The sequence below is a fragment of the Noviherbaspirillum galbum genome (assembly GCF_010974945.1).
Lineage (GTDB): Bacteria > Pseudomonadota > Gammaproteobacteria > Burkholderiales > Burkholderiaceae_D > Noviherbaspirillum > Noviherbaspirillum galbum.
This window is the reverse complement of the sequence record NZ_JAAIVB010000021.1, coordinates 16309-32602: the sequence shown is the minus strand read 5'-3', so window position 1 is coordinate 32602 and position 16294 is coordinate 16309. Positions and strand designations below refer to the sequence as shown.

Here is a 16294-nt window from a genome sequence, read left to right as displayed (position 1 = left end):
ATTAATCGAGGCTAATGGATTCAGGCGCCGGCTGGCGCGCCTTGTCCTTCCTGCTCCAGCGCCCATTGCACGTGCTCGCGCACCAGCGCTGATGGATGCCCGGCGCGCGCCTGCAGCGCCGTCCGGATGGCGTCGGCCAGCGCCGGTTCGCCGGCCTGGCGCAAGGCATTGCCGAGCCCGACCGCGAGATTGCGCAGCCAGCGCTCATGGCCGATGCGCCGGATCGGGCTTCCTTCCAGCCGGCGGTTGAATTCGTCTTCGTCCCACTGGAACAAGGTTGTCATCGACGCCTGGTCGAGGCCGTTGCGCACCGCGAAGTCGTCCACGCCGGCGGCCTGGGCGAACTTGTTCCAGGGGCAGGCGAGCTGGCAGTCGTCGCAGCCGTAGACCCGGTTGCCGATCATCGGCCGGAACTCCGGCGGGATGCTGCCCTTGAGTTCGATCGTGAGGTAGGAAATGCAGCGCCGGGCGTCGAGCCGGTACGGGCCGAGGATGGCCTGGGTCGGGCAGACATCGATGCAGGCGGTGCACTGGCCGCAATGGCGCGTCGCGGGCGGGTCCACCGGAAGCGGCAGGTCGGTCAGGATCTCGCCGAGGAAGAACAGGGAGCCGGCCTCGCGGTGGAGCAGCAAGGTATGCTTGCCGCGCCAGCCGATGCCGGAACGCTCCGCCAGTTCGGCTTCCATCACCGGCGCGGAATCGGTGAAGGCGCGGTAGCCGAACTCGCCGATCTCGGCGCGGATGCGGTCGGCCAGGCGCTGCAGCCGGGTGCGGAGCACCTTGTGGTAATCGCGCCCGCGGGCATAGATCGAGATCACCGCTTCGCCGGGGGCGGCGGCGCGGTCCCGTTCCCGTTCGCGCCAGTCGGGGCCGGCGTCCCGGGGCAGGTAATTCATCCTGGCAGTGATCACCCGCATGGTGCCGGGCACCAGCTCTGCCGGGCGGGCGCGCTTGAGGCCGTGAGCTGCCATATAATCCATCTCGCCATGATGGCCGGCATCCAGCCAGGCTTGCAGCCCGGGCTCGGCATCCGACAGGTCGATGCCGGCGATGCCGATGCCGGCGAAGCCAAGCTCCCGGCCCCAGGCCTTGATGGCGAGGGCCAGCGTGGCCAGTTTTTCATCATCGAGCATCATTCCAAGCAGCGCGTCGTCAAAACCGCCATTTTAAGAGATGCAGCCCAACCAGACTCATTTGCAGGCCCCTCATCTGCAGTTCCACTTGCCGGCGGAAGCCGACACCGTCGCGTTCGGCGCCGCGTTCGCGCGCGCCCTCGCGCCGGGCCTGCACATCCAGCTGCGCGGCAACCTCGGCGCGGGCAAGACCGCGCTCACCCGCGCCATGCTGCAGGCTGCCGGCCACCGCGGCCCGGTCAGGAGCCCCACCTATACTCTTGCCGAACCGTATTCCGTTGTCATCGGGAATCAACGGGTCGACGTTGTTCACTTCGACCTGTATCGCCTCGCCAGTCCGGAGGAATTCCTCGATGCCGGCTTCCGTGAATACTTCGGCAACGACACCATCTGCATCGTCGAGTGGCCGGAAAAAGCGGGGCCGGTGTTGCCATCCCCCGACATCATGATTCTTCTAAGCATTGCCGGACAAGGGCGTGAGATAGAATTGCAGGCGCTTTCCGACCAAGGCATGCAATGCTTGAACCGACTGACTGCGGCGCTCACTCCGCCCACCCCGTAAAATCCCGTTCCCGCCGCACCGTCCTCAAGGCCGGCGGCACCCTGCTGCTGTCCGTCATGTCGGCCCTGCCGGCGCGGGCGGCGCAGATCCTCGCCGTCCGCGTCTGGCCGGCGGACGACTACACCCGGGTCACGCTGGAAAACGATTCCAACCTCAAGACCAGCCATTTCATCGTCAAGGATCCGGAACGCCTGGTGGTGGACATCGAAGGCATCGAGCTCAATCCTACTCTCAAGCAGCTCGTTGCCAAGATCCAGTCCAACGACCCCTACATCCGCCAGGTGCGCGTCGGCCAGAACCGGCCGAACGTGGTGCGCCTGGTGTTCGACCTCAAGGAAGAGGTCAATCCCCAGTTGTTCACCCTGCCCCCGGTCGGCGACTACCGCCACCGCCTGATCTTCGATCTTTACCCGGTGAATCCGCCCGATCCGATCGCGGCCCTGATCCAGAAGGGTGAATGGTCGCGCGACAAGGCCGGCGACGTCCCGCCGCTGGCGGAGGCCAAGCCGGAACTGCGTCTCGAGACCCGGCCGCCGCAACCCTCGCCGCTGGAAACGCCGTCGGCGCCATCAACCTCGTCGTTGCCACCGTCCCACCAGCCCGGGCAGCCGGTGCAGCCGGCGAAGACCGACACGCCCGGCCTCGAGGAGAAGCAGGTCGTCAACCGCATGATCACCATCGCGCTCGACCCGGGCCATGGCGGCGAGGACCCGGGCGCCGTGGGACGCGGCGGCAGCCGCGAGAAGGACGTGGTGCTGGCGATCGCCAAGCGCCTGAAGGCCAGGATCGAACAGCAGCCCAACATGCGGGTGCTGCTGACGCGCGACGCCGATTACTTCGTGCCGCTGCACGTGCGCGTGCAGAAGGCGCGCAAGGTGCAGGCCGACCTGTTCGTCTCCATCCATGCGGATGCCTTCGTGGAAACCACCGCCCGCGGCTCGTCGGTGTTCGTGCTGTCCGAAAAAGGCGCGTCCTCGACAGCCGCGCGCTGGCTTGCCAACAAGGAGAACGCTGCCGACCTGATCGGCGGCGTCAACATCAAGACGCACGACCGGCAGCTCGCCAGCGTGCTGCTCGACCTCTCGACCACCGCCCAGATCAATGACAGCCTGAAGCTGGCCAAGGCGGTGCTGGGCGAGATCGGCGGCATCAACCGCCTGCACAAGGGCGCGGTGGAACAGGCCGGGTTCGCCGTGCTCAAGGCGCCCGACATTCCCAGCATCCTGATCGAGACCGCCTTCATCTCCAACCCGGAGGAAGAGGCCAAGCTCAGCGACGACGCCTACCAGGACCAGATGGCCGACGCCGTCCTCAAGGGCATCCGCAAGTATTTTTCCAGGAATCCGCCGCTGTCGAAGAACCGCATGACCTGATTCCCGATATCAGGGCAGCCGTGTCCCCCGCGGCTGCCGGGCCGGTCGGGGACGCGCCAATTCGGCTCGTGTTTTCTGTCGCATTCGGCCTGACAGTCTGCTAATCTGTAGTTGCGACGTGGAAATAAATACCCTCCATGCCGGACCGCGCGGTTCATCCTGCCTGCCTGCCGCGCCCTGCGAAGTGCCGCCATCCCGAAAGGACGAGAGATGATGCAAGCTTCCGCCTCCAGCGCCGACCTTAGCCTGGGCACCAAGGATTCCACCACCCATGAATATCTCGCCTTCACCCTGGGCCGCGAGGAATACGGCATCCAGATCCTGAAGGTGCAGGAACTGCGCGGCTACGAAACCGTCACCCGCATCGCCAACGCGCCGGACTTCATCAAGGGCGTGGTCAACCTGCGCGGCATCATCGTGCCGATCGTGGACATGCGCATCCGCTTCCGCCTCGGCGAACCGACCTACGACCAGTTCACCGTGGTCATCATCCTGAACATCAACGGCCGCGTGGTCGGCATGGTGGTCGACAGCGTGTCGGACGTGATCACGCTTTCCTCCGACCAGATCAAGCCGGCGCCGGAAATGGGCACCGCGCTCAATACCGATTACCTGATCGGCCTGGGCACGCTCGACGAGCGCATGCTGATCCTGGTGGACATCGACATGCTGATGTCGAGCTCCGAGATGGGACTGGTCGACGCCGCCTCGCAGGCCGCCGCCTGACCGCCGCCTGACCGCGGCCTGCACGCTTCCTTGCCCGCAACCCGTCCATGCGCCGGGACAGGGCTTCGCTCACCCTCGCCCCGGAGTCTCCATGTTCCTGCGCCAGTTGAAAATCGGCACCCGTCTCGCCCTGGGCAACGCCATTGCCATCCTGATGATGATCGTGCTGTCCGTGGCGGCGATCATGACCATGCAGCGCCTGAGCAGCCACACGCATGCGCTTGCGACGGACAAGGTGCCGAAGGTGCTGCTGGCTTACGAGACGCTCGACCGCGTCAACGAGGTGGCGCGCACGCTGCGCAACTCCATCCTGTCCAGCGACGCCGAATTCATCAAGAAGGAACTGGCGCGCCTCGAAGCCCTGCGCTCGGAGATCGGCGCCAAGCTGGACCAGCTGGGCAAGGCGGTGCAAGGCGAGCAGGAGACGTCCCAGCTCAAGCTGGTACTCGACGCCCGGGAACGTTTCCGCGCCTCGCAGATGCAGTTCCTGAAGATGGCCGCCGACGGCAAACGCGACGAGGCGGTGATCTTCCTGCTGTCCACCGTGCGCGACGACCAGCTCAAGCTGATGACCGCGATGAAGGAAATGATCAAGTTACAGGCGGACGGCGTCAGGCAGGCGGATGAGCAGGCGGCCGAAGACAGCGCCAGCATGCGCAACATGACGATCTTCCTGACCGTCGTCGCCTGCCTGCTCACCGGCGTGGGCGTCGCCCTGATCACGCGCAGCATCGTGGCGCCCCTGAACGACGCCGTCGGCCTGGCCCGGCGCGTCGCCGATGGCGACCTGAGTTCGCGCATCACGGCTTCCGCGCGCGATGAAACCGGGCAATTGCTGCAAGCCCTGCACGACATGAACGACAGCCTCGCCCGCACGGTGGCGCACGTGCGCGTCGGCACAGACACCATCGGCACTGCCTCGCGCGAAATCGCCAACGGCAACGCCGACCTCTCGTCGCGCACGGAATCGCAAGCGAGTTCGCTCGAAGAAACCGCGTCCTCGATGGAAGAGCTCACCTCGACGGTGAAGCAAAACGCCGAGAATGCCCGGCAGGCCAACCAGCTCGTCGTTTCCGCCTCCGAGCATGCCGTCAAGGGCGGCGCGGTGGTCAGCGAAGTGGTGGGCACGATGGGCGCGATCAAGGACAGCTCGCGCAAGATCGTCGACATCATCACCGTCATCGACGGCATCGCCTTCCAGACCAACATCCTCGCGCTGAACGCGGCGGTGGAAGCCGCCCGCGCCGGCGAACAGGGCCGCGGCTTCGCGGTGGTGGCCGCCGAAGTGCGCAATCTCGCGCAGCGCAGCGCCAGCGCGGCCAAGGAAATCAAGGCGCTGATCTCGGACTCGGTGGAGAAGGTGGATGCCGGCGGCAAGCTGGTCAACGAAGCCGGCAAGACGATGGACGACATCGTGGCCTCGGTCAAGCACGTGGCCGACATCATGGGCGAGATCACCGCCGCCAGCACCGAGCAGAGCGCGGGCATCGAGCAGGTGAACATGGCAATCACGCAGATGGACGAGATGACGCAGCAGAACGCCGCGCTGGTGGAACAGGCCGCCGCGGCCGCGCAGAGCATGCAGGACCAGGCGCAGACCCTGTCGCAGGCGGTGGCGGCGTTCAGGTTGTCGCCGGAAATGATGCAGTCCCGGGCGACGGCCACGTCGGCTGCTCCCAGGTTGGCCGTGGCAGGACCGAAGCCGAAGGCGAGCGGGAATGACAGGAGTAGAGCCTAGTGCTCCCCTTGGTCGGGACAGACTCGGGCCATGCCGGTGCGGCAGGAGGCCGAGCCACCAAATCGTTCTCAGGTGATAACTACCGTGGCGAACGGCATCCCCTCAAACAATCGAACAAGGTCACCCGAAGTAACTCCCACATGGGGGTGGAAGCAGCTTTCTTTGGGTACTTTCGTAGGGCCCGCCTAGGGTCTGCTGATAAAGAAAGTACCTGGGCCGCCGGGACCAGCCCCGGCAAGTCCCAACGGAGTGGGAGACGCACCCGGGTCACCGGAGAGACACACGCCATTGACGTAGAAATGGGATCCCCGCCTGCGCGGGGATGACAGGGGGTGACCCGGATGACTGAGCGTTGCAGGGACGACGGAGAAGGTCAGGCGTAACAGAGGCCACTCAAGACCCCGACCCCACCCCCAGCACCTTCCTCCCCACCTTCCACAACCCGCCCAGCGCAAGCGGAATCACCGCCGCCCCCACGCCCAGCAGCACGATGGTGTTGAGATGATCCCGGATCATCGGGATATTGCCGAAGAAGTAGCCCGCCGCCACCAGGCCGGCAACCCACAGCACCGCGCCGACCACGTTGAAAAGCTGGAACTTCGCCCAGGTCATGTCCGACACGCCGGCAACGAAAGGCGCAAAGGTACGCACGATGGGAACGAAGCGCGCAAGGATGATGGTCTTGCCGCCGTGGTTTTCATAGAAGGCATGCGTCTTTTGCAGCGCGGCCTTGTCGAGCCAGCGGTAATCGTGGGTGAAAACGCGGTGACCCAGCGCCCGGCCGATCAGGTAGTTGACGGTATTGCCGGACACGGCGGCGAAGATGAGCAGGGCGACCAGCAGCCATTCGTTCATCGCGCCGGTCGCGCAGAAGGCGCCACCGATGAACAGCAGGGTATCGCCGGGCAGGAAAGGCAGCACCACCAGGCCGGTTTCGCAGAAGACGATCGCGAACAGCACGATGTACACCATGGTGCCGTATTGCGAGATCACCTGTCCCAAGTATTTATCGACATGCAAGATCATGTCGAAGAACTGCATGAATTCCATTCTGACTCCCGTCACAGTGCGGCCGCATCATACACCAGAGCCTGCCGCGGGGAAGCGAAATGGCGCAAATTCCAGGAAGAAACCCGGCCTTCCCGGCGAGGCCGGCGCATGCCATGAAGGCTATAATTTCGGGATGAACGCGCCCTCTCCCTCCCTGTCGTCCCCGCGCCCCATCCAGGCCCTGCCCGACCAGCTGATATCCCAGATCGCCGCCGGCGAGGTGGTCGACCGGCCATCCGCCGTGGTCAAGGAATTACTGGAGAACGCGCTCGACGCCGGCGCCACCCAGGTCACCGTCCGACTGGAGGAAGGCGGGGTCAAGCGCATCGCCATCACCGACAATGGCCGGGGCATTCCGCCCGACCAGATGCCGCTCGCCCTTGAGCGCCACGCCACGTCCAAGATCGCCTCGCTGGCCGACCTGGAAAACGTCCTGACCTTGGGTTTCCGCGGCGAAGCGCTGGCGTCGATCGCATCGGTCGCCTACGTCACCCTGGCCTCTCGCACCGCGCAGGAACCGCATGCCTGGGAGATCAGCGGCGACAAGCGCGGCCAGGTTACGCCGTCCTCGGGCGCGCCCGGCACCACGGTCGACGTGCGCGACCTGTATTTCAACACGCCGGCACGCCGCAAGTTCCTGAAATCCGAGCAGACCGAATTCGGCCATTGCGCCGAGGTGGTTCGCCGCATCGCCCTGTCGCGTCCGGACGTGACCTTTTCCCTGACGCACAACGGCAAGACGGTCGATCACTGGAACACCGGCGAGATCGACAAGCGCTGCGCCCAGGTTCTCGGCGGCGAGTTCGCCAATGCCCGCCTGCCGCTGGACGAGGCGTCCGGCGTGCTGCGCCTGCACGGCTTCGTCGGCCTGCCGACCGCCGCCAAAGCGCGGGCCGACGGCCAGTACTTTTACGTCAACGGTCGCTTCGTGCGCGACAAGCTGCTGACCCACGCGGTGCGCAGCGCCTACCAGGACGTGCTGCACGGCGACCGCTATCCGTCCTACGTGCTGTCGCTCGACCTCGATCCGGCGCTGGTGGACGTGAACGTGCATCCTTCCAAGATCGAGGTGCGCTTCCGCGACAGCCGTGCGGTGCATCAATTCGTGTTCCACGCGGTCAGCCGGGCGCTGGCCCAGACCTCGGCAACCGCGCACGGCGATGCGCCCGCGCCGGTGATGGCCGGGGCGGGCGCTGGCGTGTTGCCTTGGGTACGGGAACAAAAGCAGGCCAGCTTCGGCGCGCAGTTCGGCCCGGCGTCAAGCGGCTTCGGCAACGCCGGCGGCGGCGTCACGCAACGCATCGGCGACTACGGCGCGCTGTTCGCCGGCGCGTCCGGCAGCTCGGCCTCGGTGTTCGAGGCACGCGACAGCGGCGCTGCGACGGGACCGGGCGCAACATTCTCCGGCGCCATGCCGGGCAGCGGGCCCGCGACTGCCGCACCGGCGACGCCGGCGGCGTCCGACGACGAATTTCCCCTTGGCTTCGCCCTCGCCCAGTTGCATGGCATCTACATCCTGTCGCAGAACCGCAAGGGCCTCGTGCTGGTGGACATGCATGCCGCGCACGAGCGCATCCTCTACGAACAGCTCAAGAACGCGCTCGACGAAAACGCGATCCAGGTGCAGCCGCTGCTGATCCCGGTCACCTTCCATGCCGACGCGGTCGAGGTGGGCACCGTGGAGGAAAGCCGCGACATCCTGCAGTCGCTGGGTTTCGACATCACCGCCCTGTCGCCGACCACGCTGGCGGTGCGCTCGGTGCCGGCGCTGCTGCGCAATGCCGATGCGCAGTCGCTGGCGCGCGACGTGCTGCGCGACATCCGCGAATTCGGCGGCTCGCGGGTGCTGGTGGAAAGCCGCAACGCATTGCTCGGCACGCTGGCCTGCCACACGGCGGTGCGCGCCAACCGCAGCCTCACCATGCCGGAAATGAATGCCTTGCTGCGCCAGATGGAAGCGACCGAGCGCGCCGACCAGTGCAACCATGGCCGGCCGACCTGGATCCAGCTCGCCCTGGGCGATCTCGACAAACTCTTCCTGCGCGGGCAGTGACATGAGCCATTCCATGGCGGCCGACGTGCGGCCGCACGCCCATTTCGCGCACGCGCCGCTGCTGGCGCTGGTCATCGGCTACCTGATGCTGCAGCCGCTGTCGACCGACCTCTACCTTGCCTCCCTGCCCGGCCTGGCCAGCGGCTTCGGCGTTCCCGCCTCGACGGTGCAGCTTACGCTGTCGCTGTTCGTCGCCGGATTCGGCGGGGCGCAACTGGTCATCGGCCCGCTGTCCGACCGGTTCGGCCGGCGGCCGGTGGTGATCGCCGGCCTGGTGCTTTACGTCTTTGCCAGCGCCCTCTGCGCGCTCTCGCCTTCCATCAGGATGCTCATTGCCGCGCGCTTCCTGCAGGCGCTCGGCTGCTGCGCGGCGGTGATCATGGCGCGGGCCATCGTGCGCGATGCCTGGGCGCCGGCGCATGGCGCGCGGGTGGTGGCGCGCGCAAGTTCCTGGCTATCTCTGGCGCCGCTCATCGGGCCGATCGTCGGTTCCTACCTCCAGGTGAACGCCGGCTGGCGCGCCGCCTTCGTCGCGCTCGGCATGGTGTCCGCCCTGGCCCTGGCCGTCACCGTGATGTGGCTGCCCGAAACCAACCTGCATCGCGACCGGCGGGCGACGGAAATCTCCGGCTTGATGGCAAACTACCGCCTCGTGCTGGGGTCGCGCGACTTCTGGGCCCATGCCTTGCCGGGCGCGCTGTCGTACGGCGCCATCTTTTCATTCATTTCCGGATCGTCGGTGGTGCTGATCAAGGTGCTGCAGGTGCCGACGGAAATCTTCGGCTACTGCTTTTCGTTCGGCGTATCCGGCTACATGGGCGGGACGCTGCTCTGCCGCCGCCTGCTGCCGCGCATCGGCATGCGCCGCGCCTTCAAGCTGGGCAGCGGCCTCGCCCTCGCGACCGGCGCCCTGTTCCTGGCGCTGGCGGCGGCTGGGGTCGCGCACTGGGCGCTGGTGCTGGCGGCGATGTTCCTGACCATGGGCGCGCACGGCATCAATTTCCCGGTGGCGCAGTCCGGCGCGGTGACGCCCTTCCCGCAGCAGGCCGGCACCGCCGCCGGCGTGATGGGCGCGCTCTACATGGCGATCGCCTTCCTGGTGGGCACGGTGGTCGGCGCCACCCACAATGGCACGCTCTATCCGCTGGCGCTGATTTCCTGCACCCTGGGCATGCTGATCTTCCTGGCGGTGCGCCTGATCCCCGGCACGGAGCCGGCGGCATGATCATGTCTTCCAGCGGCAAGCCCTTCGCGGTTGCCATCATGGGTCCCACCGCATCTGGCAAGACGGCGGCGGCGCTGTCCGTGGCCAGCCGGATTCCTTCGGAAATCGTGTCAGTCGATTCCGCCCTGGTCTACCGCGGCATGGACGTCGGTACCGCCAAGCCCAGCAGCGAAGAACTTGCCGCCGTGCCGCACCACCTGATAGACATCCTCGATCCGGCCGAAGCCTACTCCGCGATGCAGTTTCGCCAGGACGCCATCCGCCTCGTCGGCGAGATCGCCGCCCGGGGCCGCCTGCCGCTGCTGGTCGGCGGCACCATGCTGTATTTCAAGGTCCTGCGCGACGGCCTCGATGCCTTGCCGGAGGCCGACCCCGAGGTGCGGGCGCGGCTCGACGACGAAGCCGCCCGCATCGGCGTTCCCGGCCTGCATGCGCGCCTGGCCGGCATCGACCCGGACACCGCCGCCCGCCTCAAGCCCAACGACAGCCAGCGCATCCAGCGCGCCCTCGAAATCCATGAGCTGACCGGCACGCCGATGTCGCAACTCATCGCGAAGGCGCACAAGCCGGAACTGCCCTTCGATGTGCTCTTCCTCTCCCTCGAGCCGTCCAATCGCGCGGTGCTGCACGCGCGCATCGCCGACCGCTTCGACGCGATGCTGGCCGGCGGCGCTTTGCTCGACGAAGTACGCCGCCTCCGCGCGCGCGGCGACCTCGACCTTGGCATGCCGTCCATGCGCTGCGTGGGTTACCGCCAGGCATGGGAATACCTCGACGGCGCGTTCGATCTCGCGGCCTTGCGCGAGAAAGGCATCGCCGCCACCCGCCAGCTGGCAAAGCGCCAACTGACCTGGCTGCGCAGCATGCCGGACCGGCACGTCATCGATTGCCTGTCGCCCGACGCGCCCGGACATGTCTTTCGCCTCGCAAGGGAAGGCCTGCCGGCCCAGGCTTTCGCGCCGAAAACATCTTGACAGCCATAACTGGCCCGGCCATAATCGAGGGCTCTTTTGGTGATATAGCTCAGTTGGTTAGAGCACAGCACTCATAATGCTGGGGTCGGTGGTTCAAGTCCACCTATCACCACCAAGATTCAACGCCGTCATTCTTTTCAAGAACGACGGCGTTTTCATTTGTCCTTCCGCTTTTCCCCACATCACCCGGCCAAAAATACGGGCGCGCATTTTTCTCATTCCTCCCGATGGCAAAGCGCTATTTTTCGGCCCGCCGGAAAATTTTTCGGCGATAATTTACTTCAAGAGATTTTTTCGCGGACCTCCGCATTCCTGCCACCGCTTTGCCCAGTCCGACCATGACCACAAGCCCGACTTCCTGCCCCATCTGCCGCGCCGCCTGCTCCATGCTCCCGCCCGTGGACCTGAACAAATCCTGCGAGGAATCGCGCGGCATGTTCCTGCCGCCGTCGGGCACGCTGGTGCACTATGCGCTCTGCGGCGAATGCGGCTATTGCTTCGCACCCGAGATGTGCGCCTGGCCGCTGGAAAAGTTCGAGGCCCTGATCTACAACGCCGACTACGTGAAGGTCGATCCCGACTACGTTTCGCTGCGGCCGAAGGGAAGCGCGCACATGCTGCGCGGCATGTTCCCCAATCTTCCGTCGACCGTCAGGCATCTCGACTACGGCGGCGGCAGCGGCATCATGTCCGACCTGCTCAGGGAAGCCGGTTGGACCTCCCGCTCCTATGACCCCTTCGTCCACAAGGACACGCAGCCAGCCCAACTGGGGAAATTCGACTTCATCACCGCGTTCGAGGTGTTCGAGCATGTTCCCGACGCCAGGCAGCTGATCGGCACGCTCGGCTCGCTGTTGGAGGACGGCGGGATGCTGCTGTTTTCCACCTTGCTGTCGGACGGCCAAGTGCATCCGGGCCAGCGCCCGGGCTGGTGGTATGCCTCGCCGCGCAACGGGCATATCAGCCTGTTCTCCCGCAAGGCCTTGGCGGTCCTGGCGGTGGAGTACGGCTACAACTTCGGCAGCTTCAACGAGAATCTCCACATCATGTGCAAGGCAGCGCCTGCCTGGGCGGGCCATCTTCTGTAGCAGGCATGCCGTGGCCGGGTGATGCAAATCCGGGCAATCCGCTACTAACGGCTTTTCCAAAGAAAGGCCGTCATGAAACCTCATTCCGCCAGCATTGTCCTGCTGCTCGCCACTCCTTTCTGTCTCGCGAACACCAGCGAGGTCGTCGAACGCGAGATCTCGGTGCCGACCTGCAAGTCGCCCGCCGCCAAGGTCATGTTCACCGAATTCAAGTGCAAGTCCGCCGACTGCTCGTCGAACGCAGGCCAGCAGGACCCGCGGCAGTACCGCTGGTGGGATTACCTCAGCGGCGCCGGCGGCACGGTGGCGCAGCCGAAGTACACCGGCGTCGGCACCGGCATGACCGACATGCTGGCCACCGCCCTCACCCAGACCGGCTGCTTCGACGTGCAGGAGCGGGCCGCGCTGGAAGAACTCAACAAGGAAATGGCGCTGATCGGCAAGAAGGTCGAGGCCGAGGCCGCCGACTACATGGTGACCGGCTCCATCACCTCGCTCGGATTCGAGCAGAGCTCCACCGGCCTGGGCGCGATCGCCTTCCTGCCGGCGCCCATCCGCATGCTGGCTGGCTCGGTCAATTACAAGAAGAGCAAGGTGCACATGAACATCGACATCCGGGTGGTCGACATCCGCAAGGCGAAGGTCATCGCCTCCAAGACCTTCCAGGCCAACAACGAGAAGACGGGATTCGGCTTGTCGGGGGCGGCCTGGGCAGGCATCGGACTGGGCGGCAGCCATGCCAGCATCAGCGGCTCGCCCCTGGAAGAGGTGGCAAGGGACCTGCTGGTGCGGGCGACATCCTTCCTCACGGAAACCATCGCCCAGAAGAACATCACCCAACGGGTGGTGCTCAAGGCCGAGGAGGCCCCGTCCCCCGGTGCTATAATCCCGCAAAATCCACAATAACATCACGCTTGCGTTGCAACGGCCCGCGCCAGTCGCCGGCCTTGCGCGGCAATCCCTGAAACGCGCAGCCGTTCCGACCGACGGCCACTTCCCTGCGGATATCACGATGCGGCTACGCCCCATTCTCGCCATCCTTGCTTTCCTGGTTGCGGCAACGAGCGTTGCGGCGGACCGGCCTTTTCCGCAACAGACCAAGCGCGGCACCATGACGCCGGCCAATTTCCCCCAGATCGTCATCGACGGCCAGACCCGCCATCTCGCGCCGGCGGCCCGCATCTGGAATGCCGACAACTTCATCGAAATGCCCGCCGCCCTGCGCGGCAGCGACTTCACGGTCAACTACACCGAAGACATGAACGGCGACATCGACCGGGTATGGATCCTGAGCGCCGACGAGGCGCGCGAGTCGCTGCAGAAACAAACCAATTCCCAGCTACGCCAATGACTACGTCCAACAACGACGCGCCGAAGAAAGTCTTCATCAAGACCTTCGGCTGCCAGATGAACGAGTACGACTCGGACAAGATGGCCGACGTCCTCAACGTCTCCGAGGGCCTGGTCAAGACCGAGACGCCGGAAGATGCCGACGTCATCCTGCTCAACACCTGCTCGGTGCGCGAGAAGGCGCAGGAAAAGGTGTTCTCCGACCTCGGCCGCTTCCGCGAACTCAAGCAGAGCAAGCCCGGCCTCGTGATCGGCGTGGGCGGCTGCGTCGCGTCGCAGGAAGGCGACGCCATCATCAAGCGCGCGCCCTATGTCGACGTGGTGTTCGGCCCGCAGACCCTGCATCGCCTGCCCGACCTGATCAGCAAGCGCCGCGAAAGCGGCCGCGCCCAGGTAGACATCAGCTTCCCGGAGATCGAGAAGTTCGACCACCTGCCGCCGGCCAAGGTGGAAGGCCCGACCGCCTTCGTCTCCATCATGGAAGGCTGTTCCAAGTACTGCAGCTATTGCGTGGTGCCCTATACCCGCGGCGAAGAAGTGTCGCGCCGCTTCGAGGACGTGCTGACCGAGGTCGCGGCCCTCGCGGAACAGGGCGTGAAGGAAATCACCCTGCTCGGCCAGAACGTGAACGCCTACCGCGGCGCGATGGCCGATGGCGAGATCGCCGACTTCGCCCTGCTGGTCGAGTACATCGCCGAATTCCCGCAGATCGAGCGCATCCGCTTCGTCACCAGCCACCCCAAGGAATTCACCCAGCGCCTGATCGACACCTACGCCAAGGTGCCCAAGCTGGTTAACCACCTCTACCTTCCGGCGCAGCACGGCTCGGACCGCATCCTCTCGGCGATGAAGCGCGGCTATACCGCGCTCGAATACAAGTCGGTGATCCGCCGCCTGCGCGAAGTCCGGCCGAACATCCCGGTGGCGAGCGATTTCATCGTGGGCTTCCCCGGAGAAACCGACGCCGACTTCGAGGCCCTGATGAAGCTGATCGACGACATCGGCTTCGACCACAGCTTCAGCTTCGTATTCAGCCCGCGTCCCGGCACGCCGGCGGCGAACCTGCACGACGATACGCCCTATGAGGTCAAGCTCAAGCGGCTGCAGCACCTGCAGGCAGTGGTCGAGGCCAATGCCCGCCGCCTTGCCGAAGCCATGGTCGGCACGACGCAGCGCATCCTGGTGGAAGGCCCGTCGAAGAAGGATCCAGGCGAGCTGCAAGGCCGCACCGAGAGCAACCGCGTGGTCAACTTCAATGGCGGCCCCAACCCGGCGCGCCTCATCGGACAGATGATCGACGTCAACATCGTCAAGTCCTTCCCCAATTCGCTGCGTGGCGAACTTGTCATCAAAGATTGAATCTGATCGAGGTCATTCACTCACCTTGAAACCCAAAATTCCTGCCCAGCCACAACACTTCGTCCCCGAGCCGCTGGATAACCGGCGGCTTGCGCACCTCTGCGGGCCCATGGACGAAAACCTCCGCCAGATTGCCGCCGCGCTCGACGTGACCATCTTCCGTCGGGGCGAGAAGTTCATCGTGAGCGGCTCCAACGCAGAACAGGCCGTCGAGCTCCTCGACAATTTCTACCAGGTCGCCGACAACAGCATTTCCGTCGAGGACGTGCAGCTCGCGCTCGTCGAGCAGCGGGCGGAGCAAGCCCAGGAAGAAGACCAGCGCAAGGCCAGGGGTAACGGCAATGGCAATGGCAACGGCGCCAGGGAAGCGAAGGGCGACGACCTCGTCGACGACGACACGCTCGACGATGCCGGCCCGGTGCTCAAGACGCGGCGCAGCGACCTGCGCGGCCGCACGCCGCACCAGACCCAGTACATCAAGTCCATCCTCGAGCACGACGTGACCTTCGGCATCGGCCCGGCCGGCACCGGCAAGACCTATCTCGCCGTGGCCTGCGCGGTGGACGCGCTGGAGCGCGATGCCGTCAAGCGCATCGTTCTCACCCGCCCGGCGGTGGAAGCGGGCGAACGCCTCGGCTTCCTGCCCGGCGACCTGACGCAGAAAGTCGATCCCTACCTGCGCCCGCTGTACGACGCGCTCTACGACCTGCTCGGCTTCGACCGCGTGCAGAAATTGTTCGAGAAGCAGGTGATCGAGATCGCGCCGCTGGCCTACATGCGCGGCCGCACGCTGAACCACTCCTTCATCATCCTCGACGAGGCGCAGAACACCACGCCGGAACAGATGAAGATGTTCCTGACCCGCATCGGCTTCGGCAGCAAGGCGGTGGTGACCGGCGACATCACCCAGATCGACCTGCAGCGTTCGCAGAAGAGCGGCCTGATCGACGCGACCAACATCCTCAAGAACGTGCGGGGCATCGCCTTCACCCGCTTCACCAGCGCCGACGTGGTCCGCCATCCACTCGTGGCGCGCATCGTCGATGCCTATGAAGCCGCCACCAGCAAGACCGTCTTGCCGAAAAATGCCGCAAAAAAACAAGCTTAGCCTGTCCGTCCAGTATCCTGACCCGCGCCTGAAAGACGTCATTCCCCGCAGCAAGCTGCGGGGCTGGGTGCAGGCGGCCCTGTTCGCGCCCGCCGAGCTGGCCATCCGCTTCGTCGATGCGGAGGAAGGGCGCACGCTCAACCGCGACTACCGCGGCAAGGATTACGCCACCAACGTCCTGACCTTCGCCTATACCGAGAATGAGGACAGCGAGGTGACGCAGGCCGACATCATCCTCTGCACCGACGTGCTGCAGCGCGAGGCGGCGGAGCAGAAGAAGACCGTCGAGTCCCACACGGCCCACCTGGTGGTGCACGGCGTGCTGCACGCGCAAGGCTACGACCACGAGGACGACGAGGAAGCGGCGGAAATGGAAGCGCTGGAAATCGAGATCCTCGCCGGCCTTGGCGAATCGAATCCCTACGCGGAGCGCGGCTGAAGGCGCATGGCAATGAAGCACTGCCGGGCGGTCCGCGGCGGCCGTTTCCGCCAGGATTGCATCTGCGACAACCCTGCCGCCCCTTTTCTGGGAAACCCTGAATTCTTGTTGTATGC

The 16294-nt window shown here is 65.5% G+C and carries 15 protein-coding genes and 1 tRNA gene; 14 read left to right on the top strand and 2 right to left on the bottom strand.

The genetic code is table 11. The features are described from left to right. Positions 1-20: 20 nt before the first annotated feature. Positions 21-1136 (bottom strand): tRNA epoxyqueuosine(34) reductase QueG, encoded by a 1116-nt coding sequence (gene queG, locus G3574_RS07130; protein ID WP_163961478.1) that lies wholly within the window; start codon positions 1134-1136, stop codon positions 21-23. A 37-nt stretch (positions 1137-1173) separates the two neighbouring features. Between queG and tsaE the strand changes: the two genes are divergently transcribed. From tsaE to G3574_RS07110, 4 genes are all read left to right on the top strand, one after another. Continuing rightward, positions 1174-1695 (top strand): tRNA (adenosine(37)-N6)-threonylcarbamoyltransferase complex ATPase subunit type 1 TsaE, encoded by a 522-nt coding sequence (tsaE, locus tag G3574_RS07125; protein WP_163961476.1) that lies wholly within the window; start codon positions 1174-1176, stop codon positions 1693-1695. Continuing rightward, positions 1650-3068, top strand: coding sequence for an N-acetylmuramoyl-L-alanine amidase (locus G3574_RS07120; RefSeq protein WP_163961474.1), 1419 nt, complete (start codon positions 1650-1652; stop codon positions 3066-3068). Before tsaE ends, G3574_RS07120 begins: the two co-directional genes overlap by 46 nt. A gap of 213 nt (positions 3069-3281) precedes the next feature. Continuing rightward, on the top strand, positions 3282-3794 hold the full coding sequence (locus G3574_RS07115) for a chemotaxis protein CheW (RefSeq protein ID WP_163961663.1): 513 nt from the start codon (positions 3282-3284) through the stop codon (positions 3792-3794). Positions 3795-3885: 91 nt separating this feature from the next. Next, entirely contained in the window at positions 3886-5532 is a 1647-nt protein-coding gene (locus G3574_RS07110; RefSeq protein WP_163961472.1) for a methyl-accepting chemotaxis protein, read from the top strand. A gap of 393 nt (positions 5533-5925) precedes the next feature. On the opposite strand, the gene G3574_RS07105 is transcribed toward G3574_RS07110, so the two are convergent. Next, a complete protein-coding gene (locus tag G3574_RS07105; protein WP_163961470.1) occupies positions 5926-6582 on the bottom strand; it encodes a VTT domain-containing protein in 657 nt (218 codons plus the stop codon). A 133-nt stretch (positions 6583-6715) separates the two neighbouring features. On the opposite strand from G3574_RS07105, the gene mutL reads away from it, so the two are divergent. The 10 genes from mutL to ybeY all read left to right on the top strand — a co-directional run bounded on the left by mutL (position 6716) and on the right by ybeY (position 16178). Beyond that, a complete protein-coding gene (gene mutL, locus G3574_RS07100; protein WP_163961468.1) occupies positions 6716-8635 on the top strand; it encodes a DNA mismatch repair endonuclease MutL in 1920 nt (639 codons plus the stop codon). Between the two features lies 1 nt (position 8636). After that, positions 8637-9860 carry a multidrug effflux MFS transporter gene (locus tag G3574_RS07095; RefSeq protein WP_163961465.1) on the top strand — a complete coding sequence of 408 codons (1224 nt, stop codon included), beginning with the start codon at positions 8637-8639 and terminating at the stop codon, positions 9858-9860. Positions 9861-9862: 2 nt separating this feature from the next. Then, a complete protein-coding gene (gene miaA, locus G3574_RS07090; RefSeq protein ID WP_163961662.1) occupies positions 9863-10834 on the top strand; it encodes a tRNA (adenosine(37)-N6)-dimethylallyltransferase MiaA in 972 nt (323 codons plus the stop codon). A 38-nt stretch (positions 10835-10872) separates the two neighbouring features. Next, a tRNA-Met gene (locus G3574_RS07085) sits at positions 10873-10949 on the top strand. A 223-nt stretch (positions 10950-11172) separates the two neighbouring features. Beyond that, entirely contained in the window at positions 11173-11922 is a 750-nt protein-coding gene (locus G3574_RS07080) for a class I SAM-dependent methyltransferase (RefSeq protein WP_205609685.1), read from the top strand. A 72-nt stretch (positions 11923-11994) separates the two neighbouring features. Next, positions 11995-12828: a CsgG/HfaB family protein gene (locus G3574_RS07075; RefSeq protein ID WP_163961464.1), complete on the top strand. Its 834-nt coding sequence runs from the start codon at positions 11995-11997 to the stop codon at positions 12826-12828. 106 nt (positions 12829-12934) lie between these two features. Then, a complete protein-coding gene (locus tag G3574_RS07070; RefSeq protein ID WP_163961462.1) occupies positions 12935-13273 on the top strand; it encodes a hypothetical protein in 339 nt (112 codons plus the stop codon). Next, positions 13270-14631 carry a tRNA (N6-isopentenyl adenosine(37)-C2)-methylthiotransferase MiaB gene (gene miaB / locus G3574_RS07065; protein WP_163961460.1) on the top strand — a complete coding sequence of 454 codons (1362 nt, stop codon included), beginning with the start codon at positions 13270-13272 and terminating at the stop codon, positions 14629-14631. Before G3574_RS07070 ends, miaB begins: the two co-directional genes overlap by 4 nt. A 25-nt stretch (positions 14632-14656) precedes the next feature. Further along, complete coding sequence (locus G3574_RS07060) at positions 14657-15739, top strand: PhoH family protein (RefSeq protein WP_163961458.1); 1083 nt, start codon at positions 14657-14659, stop codon at positions 15737-15739. Further along, a complete protein-coding gene (gene ybeY / locus G3574_RS07055; protein WP_163961456.1) occupies positions 15717-16178 on the top strand; it encodes an rRNA maturation RNase YbeY in 462 nt (153 codons plus the stop codon). The genes G3574_RS07060 and ybeY overlap by 23 nt, the downstream gene beginning before the upstream one ends. The last annotated feature ends 116 nt before the right edge of the window (positions 16179-16294 follow it).